The sequence below is a fragment of the Pseudomonas sp. SIMBA_041 genome, from assembly GCF_046535095.1.
In the GTDB taxonomy this organism is placed as follows: Bacteria; Pseudomonadota; Gammaproteobacteria; order Pseudomonadales; family Pseudomonadaceae; genus Aquipseudomonas; species Aquipseudomonas mucoides.
In genome coordinates this window covers 1-330 of sequence record NZ_JAWRXJ010000120.1, presented here as the reverse complement: position 1 = coordinate 330, position 330 = coordinate 1, and the positions used below count along the sequence as shown (strand labels likewise).

Sequence of the window (330 nt, the reverse complement as noted above, 5' to 3'; positions counted from 1 at the left end):
AATCTTTCAAAACCTTGCTCCTCAACAATTGTAATAATTGCATTAAGTAACTTAACTACTTTGTTATCTAAAAAGTTACCATCTCCAGAAATTAGGGTTTCCCCAGTTTTGCTAACCCCGAAATCCTCTGAAATAAGATCATAGAAATAATTTGCAATAACTGTATCATCTTCATTCTTCCTACTTAGGATTTCAATTATTATTCCTTTTAAAACTTCATTAAATTCTTTTTCCTTTTGCTTATTAGTAATCTGTATTTTAAATGCTTCAAAAAATAATTTATGATTTGCTTGATTCTCTACTGCAAAAGGGTCAGAATTAGGAAATAAC

The 330-nt window shown here is 28.5% G+C and carries 1 protein-coding gene; it reads right to left on the bottom strand.

Annotated elements, in window-relative coordinates; all coding sequences use genetic code 11:
* The coding region (locus SB725_RS30510) for a hypothetical protein (RefSeq protein ID WP_410923076.1) at positions 1 to 330 on the bottom strand (330 nt) is incomplete at both ends.